The sequence below is a fragment of the Enterovirga sp. genome, assembly GCF_028290205.1.
Lineage (GTDB): Bacteria > Pseudomonadota > Alphaproteobacteria > Rhizobiales > Beijerinckiaceae > Enterovirga.
In genome coordinates, this window is record NZ_JAQGKF010000206.1 from 1 (window position 1) to 5,394 (window position 5,394).

Here is a 5,394-nt window from a genome sequence, read left to right on the forward strand (position 1 = left end):
CGCCTGCCTGATCACCAACGCCTGGGAGGGGCTCGACCTGTTTCTGAAGGAGGGCGAGGAGGTTCTGGTGGCGCGCGACGGTGCCGACGTGGCCGCCCATCTGCGCGACCTCACGCCGGACCGGGCCAAGGCCATCGGGGCGGCCGCGCTGCGGCGCGTCCTGGCCGGGCACACCTACGAGCGCCGGGGCGCGGAGCTCGACGTGCTGCTCCGGCGCGAGGCCGCCGCCAAGCGCGAAAGGAGCGCGGCGTGAGGCTCGTCGTCCTCGGACTCAGCCTGTCCTCCTCCTGGGGCAACGGCCACGCGACCACCTACCGGGCGCTGCTGCGGGCCTTTGCGGCGCGCGGGCACGAGGTGACCTTCCTGGAGCGCGACGTGCCCTGGTACGCGGCCCATCGCGATCTGGTCGACCCCGATTGGTGCCGGCTCGTCCTGTACCGGAACCTCGCCGATCTCGACCGGCATCGCGCCGAGATCCGGCGGGCCCATGCCGTGATCGTCGGTTCCTACGTGCCCGACGGCGTGGCCGTGGGCCGGCTGGTTCAGGACACCGCCACGGGCGTCACGGCGTTCTACGACATCGACACGCCGGTGACGCTCGGCAAGCTGGCGCGCGGCGACCACGAATACGTCTCGCCCGACCTGATCCCGGGCTACGGCCTGTACCTCTCCTTCACGGGAGGCCCGACCCTCGGCCGCATCGAGCGCGATTACGGCTCGCCTGCCGCCCGGGCGCTCTATTGCTCCGTGGATCCGGACCTGTATCCGCGGCTCGACCACCCGCACCGCTGGGACCTGTCCTATCTGGGCACCTACAGCCCCGACCGGCAGCCCGTGCTGGACCGGCTGCTGCTGGAGCCGGCGCGGCTGTGCCCGGATCTGCGCTTCGTGGTGGCCGGGCCGCAATATCCGGACGACATCGCCTGGCCGGCGAATGTAGAGCGCCTGCCCCATGTCGGGCCGGCGGACCATCCCGAATTCTATGCGGCGAGCCGCTACACGCTGAACGTCACGCGGGCCGACATGGTGGCGGCCGGCTGGTCGCCCAGCGTGCGGCTGTTCGAGGCGGCCTCCTGCGGCGCGCCCATCGTGTCCGACCGTTGGAGCGGCATCGAGGACGTCTTGCGGCCGGGCGAAGACGTGCTCATCGCCGAGAGCGCTGCCGAGATCGTCAGCATCCTGCGCGGCCAGCCGGAACAGGCGCGCCGCCAGCTCGCAGCGGCGGGCCGGGCCCGGGTGCTGAGCGAGCACACGGCGGCGCATCGAGCGGAGGCGCTTGAGCGTTATCTCCTCAAGGCCCGCCCTGCCCAGCGCGTTCCGCGCCGGGTGCTGGTCGGCAGTTGAGGGCTTCGGCGGAGGGCCGGGTACCATGACGGGAAGCGACCGACCGCATGCCGGGACGCCTCCAGTGGTGCCACCGCCCCGCCCGCCCGGGCTGTCGCCGGTGCTGTCGCGCAACATCGCAGCCCTGAACGAGCGGCGGCGCCGGGAGCAGGAGGCGGCCTCGTGGCAGGACCGCACGGCGGATGCCGTCACGCGCTTCGCCGGCAGCATGACCTTTGTGCTGCTGCACGCCGTGCTGTTCGGGTTCTGGGCCCTGGCCAATCTCGGCCTCATCCCCGGGGTGCCGCGCTGGGACGAGACCTTTGTGATCCTGGGCACCTCCGCCTCCGTGGAGGCCATCTTCCTGTCCACCTTCGTGCTGATCAGCCAGAACCGGATGGCGGCCGCGCAGGAGAAGCGGGCCGAACTCGACCTCCAGGTCAGCCTGCTGGCCGAGCACGAGGTGACCAAGCTCGTGACCATGGTGGCGGCCATCACCGAGCATCTCGGCATCCAGTCCGAAGCCGATGCCGAGGTCGGCGAGTTGAAGCGGGACGTGGCGCCCGAGGCGGTGCTGGACGAGCTGGCGTCCCGCGAGCAGGACGGCGAGCGCCGCTCCTCCTAGCGGCCGGCGGGGCCCTTGCGGCCGAGAAAGGCCAGAGCATCCCACAGGGCGAGATCGCGCGTGCCCTCCCGCTCCGCCACCAGCCCGCACCGGGCAAAGGAAGCCCGGAGGTCGGCGCGGTCCCGCGCGGCGTCGCCCCGGTACGAGTAGTTCAGGATCAGGAGCGCGCCACCGGGCCGCAACACGCGGGCGGCCTCGGCCACGTGCCGCTCCGCGAGCGCCGGGTCGGGCTCCACCAGATACGGAAACACGTCCGCCGCCAGCACCACGTCTTGGCTCGCGGCCGGCACGCCGGCGAGGTCGCGGCCCTCCGTTTGCGAGAAGCGCAGACTCGGCATTCCGGCCGCCCGGCGGCGCGCTTCCGCGATCATCTCGGCCGACACGTCGTGCCCGACCGCCGAGGCGAGTTCGGGCGCCAGCGCCAGGGTCAGGCGGCCGATGCCGCAGCCGATCTCGAGCAGGTGGCGGTCGCGCCCGAGCAGGCCCCAGTTCCGCATCAGCCCGACGACCTCGTCCGTCGCCGCCCGGAGGAGATCGGGGGAGCCGAGCGCATACAGCGCCACGGAGGCCTCGGGCGCGAGCCGGGCCAGCCGGTCGAACACGGCGGCCCAGTGCCGGGGCCCGTCGCGGCCGGCGAGCCGGTCGTGCTCCGCTTCCCCGAGCACGCCCCGCACGGTGGCCCAGGCCTGCGGATGGCGGCGCAACAGGTCGCCGAGACCGGCCAGGCGCTCCGCGGGCTCCGCCGACACGGCTGCCGCGCGTTCGGCCGCGATCGCGGCCTCGGCCTCCTCCGGCCGGGCCGTCTCCATCAGGAGCCGCATCAGCGCGACGTTCGCCGGGAGGCCGCCGGCCGCAAAGAGCCGCAGAACGGCACGGGCGCTGCCTGCCCCGTCAGCCACCGGCGCCGTCCAGCCGCCGTACCACACGCAGCCGGTTGAGGCGGTCGGTGGCGCCCCAGCCGTATTTGTAGGCTTCCTGGCCGCGCAGAAAATCGAACTGCGTCGCGCCGTCCCGGGCGGCGGCCTCGATCGCCTCGCCGATCAGCATCGTGCCCGGGCTCTCGAAGGCGAAGCCCGGGTCGAAGCCGCCCAGATAGGCGTAAGCGACCTCGCCATGCTGCAACCCGTAGAAGCAGCCGGCCACCTGGTCGGCGATCACCGCACGCCAGAGCCGGGCGAGGCCGGCCTCAACGAGGCGCGGCAGGGCCTCGGCGTGAAACGCCCGCACGCGCGGGTCCGCCAGCACACCGGCCTCGCCGCGGGCGCTCCAGCGGGCCCCGTGGAGGCGGACGAGGTCACACAGGAAGCTGTCCGTCGCGTCCGGCGGAACCGGCTCCACACGGCCGCCGCGGCGCGCCGCCCGGTGCCGGGCCATGCGGAGCTTCCGGCGTTGGGGGGCCGGCACCGCGGACTCGCCCGGCGGGAGATCGAGGACGGGCCTCGCGCTCTGCCCCGTGACCTCGTCGGCGAAGCCGGCCGGCCAGCGGAGGCTCAGGGCGGCCGCGCCCTCCGGCAGTTCCTCGAGGTGCAGGCTGTCCCAGCCCGGCAGCCGGCCGACCGCCTCGGCCAGAGCCGGACCGGCCTCCGGAAGGTCGGGGTCCACCAGGAGGTCGAACCCGTCGCTGAGTCCGATCCCGAGCGGCAGCAGGCGGCGCCCGAACGCTCCGTCTTCCAAGTAGAGGGGCGCCAACGCGGCGAGTTGTCCGGCCCGCCGCACCGCCACCACGCGCAGCGGCCCGGGCGCAAAGGCGTGCCACCAGGGCAGGAGCCAGGCCGGCGAGGTGAAGGGTGTCGCCTCCGGGCAGCACCGCCACAGCCGCCACCAGCTCGGCGCCAGCGCCTCGAGCGCATCTGTGTCCGCCGCGACCGCGACCTCGAACGAGCCTGTCACGGCCGCCCCCCGGCGAGCCGACCGTAGAGGTCCAGATAGGCCGCGACCATCCGGTCCGCCCGGAAGCGCTCGCGCGCCACCGCCCGGCACAGGGCGGGATCGAGCCGGGCCGCCTCCGGCACAGCCCTGGCCATGGCGGCCACGTCGTCCACCAGGAAGCCCGTGCGGCCGTGGTCCACGGTTTCCGGCAGGGCGCCTGCCGGAAAGGCGATCACCGGCGTGCCGGACGCGATGGCCTCCCGGGCGACGAGCGACGACGTCTCGGGCGCCAGCGCCGGCAGCAGAAGGCAGGTCGCGGAGGCCAGGAGCCGCCGCTTGCGGCTCCCCGAGACCGGCCCGATCAGCCGCCGGACGCGGCTGAGCCGCGGCCGGACCTCGTCGCGGACGTAATCGAGATGAGCCCGGTAGGGGAATGCCTCGCCGGCGACGGCGAGCGGGATGTCGGCCAGCCGGGCGGCCTCCAGGGCGAGATGCACGCCCTTTTCGGGGCAGAGCCGGCCGAGGAAGAGCGCGAAGCGCCGCTTCCGCCGAGGCTTTGCGAAGGTCTCGACCTCGATGCCGTTGCCGATCGGGGGCAGCAGCCAGGGCCCCGGCGGGCAGGACGCATGCTGATGCTCCGAGACGGCATGGAGCCAGGTCCGCGGCCGCTCGGGCCTCAGCGCCTCGGCCGGGTACCAGGACGGCGGCAGGTGCAGCGTGACCAGAACGGGCGGTCCCGCCGGCGGCAGATAGGCCGGGAAGTCGATCCCGTGCAGATGCACGAGGTCGACCGGAAACCGGGCCAGCGCTTCGCCGATCGCCTCTCGGTGCCGGGCCTCGGCGGCGGCCTTTGCGGCATCGTCGATGACCCCGCCCGGGCGGGGCACCGGCACGAGCGTGCCGGCGACGCGCGAACCCTCCTGGGCGATCACGACCGAGCGGTGCCCGGCCGCGACCAGGGCGCGATCGAGCCGGGCCAACACCTGTTCGGCGCCGCCGACCGCATCGGCCGAGACCGGGGCCAGCGGGTAGGCGACGCTGAGAACCGTTAGAGCCACGGGTCGGGGAGCCCGAGTGCCCGCAGCGCGGCCTCGGCGGCCGCCTGAAACGCGGCAGATGTGACGCCCCAGGGCTGGGAATCGTAGAGGGCTACGGTGCCGCCCAGCAGCCGCGCGCGCTCGGCCGGCGCGGCGGGCCGGAACGGCTCGTCGGCCGCCCCGAAGCTGCGCAGCGTGTCCGCCTGGCTGGCATGGGCGTCGAGCATGAGCTGCTTCCGGCGCCGCTCGTCCGGGGTGAGCCGGAGCACGGCCACTCCGGCCGCGTCGGAAAAGCTTTGCCGGATCCAGCCCTCGCCCGCCTGGCCGGCCCGGTAGAACGGCATCTCGACGACGGTCGGGGCGTTCGGGCCGGCGAGACGGCAGGCGGCCCGAACCGCGACCGCGACCGCGTCATGGTCCGGGTGGCCGCCCTCCAGGGCGTGGGTGAGCACGATCCCGGCTCCGGCGAGACGCGGCACGAGCTGCCGGGCGATGCCGGCGATCTCCGGCGCCGCAGCCTGGTCGGGCACGTCCAGGCAG

The 5,394-nt window shown here is 74.3% G+C and carries 6 protein-coding genes and 1 pseudogene; 3 read left to right on the top strand and 4 right to left on the bottom strand.

Annotation, left to right across the window (positions count from 1 at the left end; translation table 11 throughout):
- From JWR86_RS14060 to JWR86_RS14070, 3 genes are all read left to right on the top strand, one after another.
- A partial coding sequence (locus JWR86_RS14060; protein ID WP_299566687.1) for a glycosyltransferase occupies nucleotides 1–253 on the top strand: 253 nt, incomplete at its 5' end.
- A complete protein-coding gene (locus tag JWR86_RS14065; RefSeq protein ID WP_299566689.1) occupies nucleotides 250–1,344 on the top strand; it encodes a glycosyltransferase in 1,095 nt (364 codons plus the stop codon). The genes JWR86_RS14060 and JWR86_RS14065, both read left to right, overlap by 4 nt.
- Nucleotides 1,345–1,369: 25 nt before the next feature.
- Entirely contained in the window at nucleotides 1,370–1,948 is a 579-nt protein-coding gene (locus tag JWR86_RS14070; protein WP_299566690.1) for a DUF1003 domain-containing protein, read from the top strand.
- On the opposite strand, the gene JWR86_RS14075 is transcribed toward JWR86_RS14070, so the two are convergent.
- The 4 genes and pseudogenes from JWR86_RS14075 to JWR86_RS14090 all read right to left on the bottom strand — a co-directional run.
- Nucleotides 1,945–2,847, bottom strand: coding sequence for a class I SAM-dependent methyltransferase (locus tag JWR86_RS14075; protein WP_299566691.1), 903 nt, complete (start codon nucleotides 2,845–2,847; stop codon nucleotides 1,945–1,947). The two genes, JWR86_RS14070 and JWR86_RS14075, sit on opposite strands and share 4 nt — an antisense overlap.
- Nucleotides 2,840–3,838, bottom strand: a complete 999-nt coding sequence (locus JWR86_RS14080; RefSeq protein ID WP_299566693.1) for a GNAT family N-acetyltransferase — start codon at nucleotides 3,836–3,838, stop codon at nucleotides 2,840–2,842. The genes JWR86_RS14075 and JWR86_RS14080 overlap by 8 nt, the downstream gene beginning before the upstream one ends.
- Nucleotides 3,835–4,875: a glycosyltransferase gene (locus tag JWR86_RS14085; RefSeq protein ID WP_299566695.1), complete on the bottom strand. Its 1,041-nt coding sequence runs from the start codon at nucleotides 4,873–4,875 to the stop codon at nucleotides 3,835–3,837. The genes JWR86_RS14080 and JWR86_RS14085 overlap by 4 nt, the downstream gene beginning before the upstream one ends.
- A pseudogene (locus tag JWR86_RS14090) lies at nucleotides 4,866–5,394 on the bottom strand (PIG-L family deacetylase); the annotation flags it as partial. The pseudogene JWR86_RS14090 and the gene JWR86_RS14085, both read right to left, overlap by 10 nt.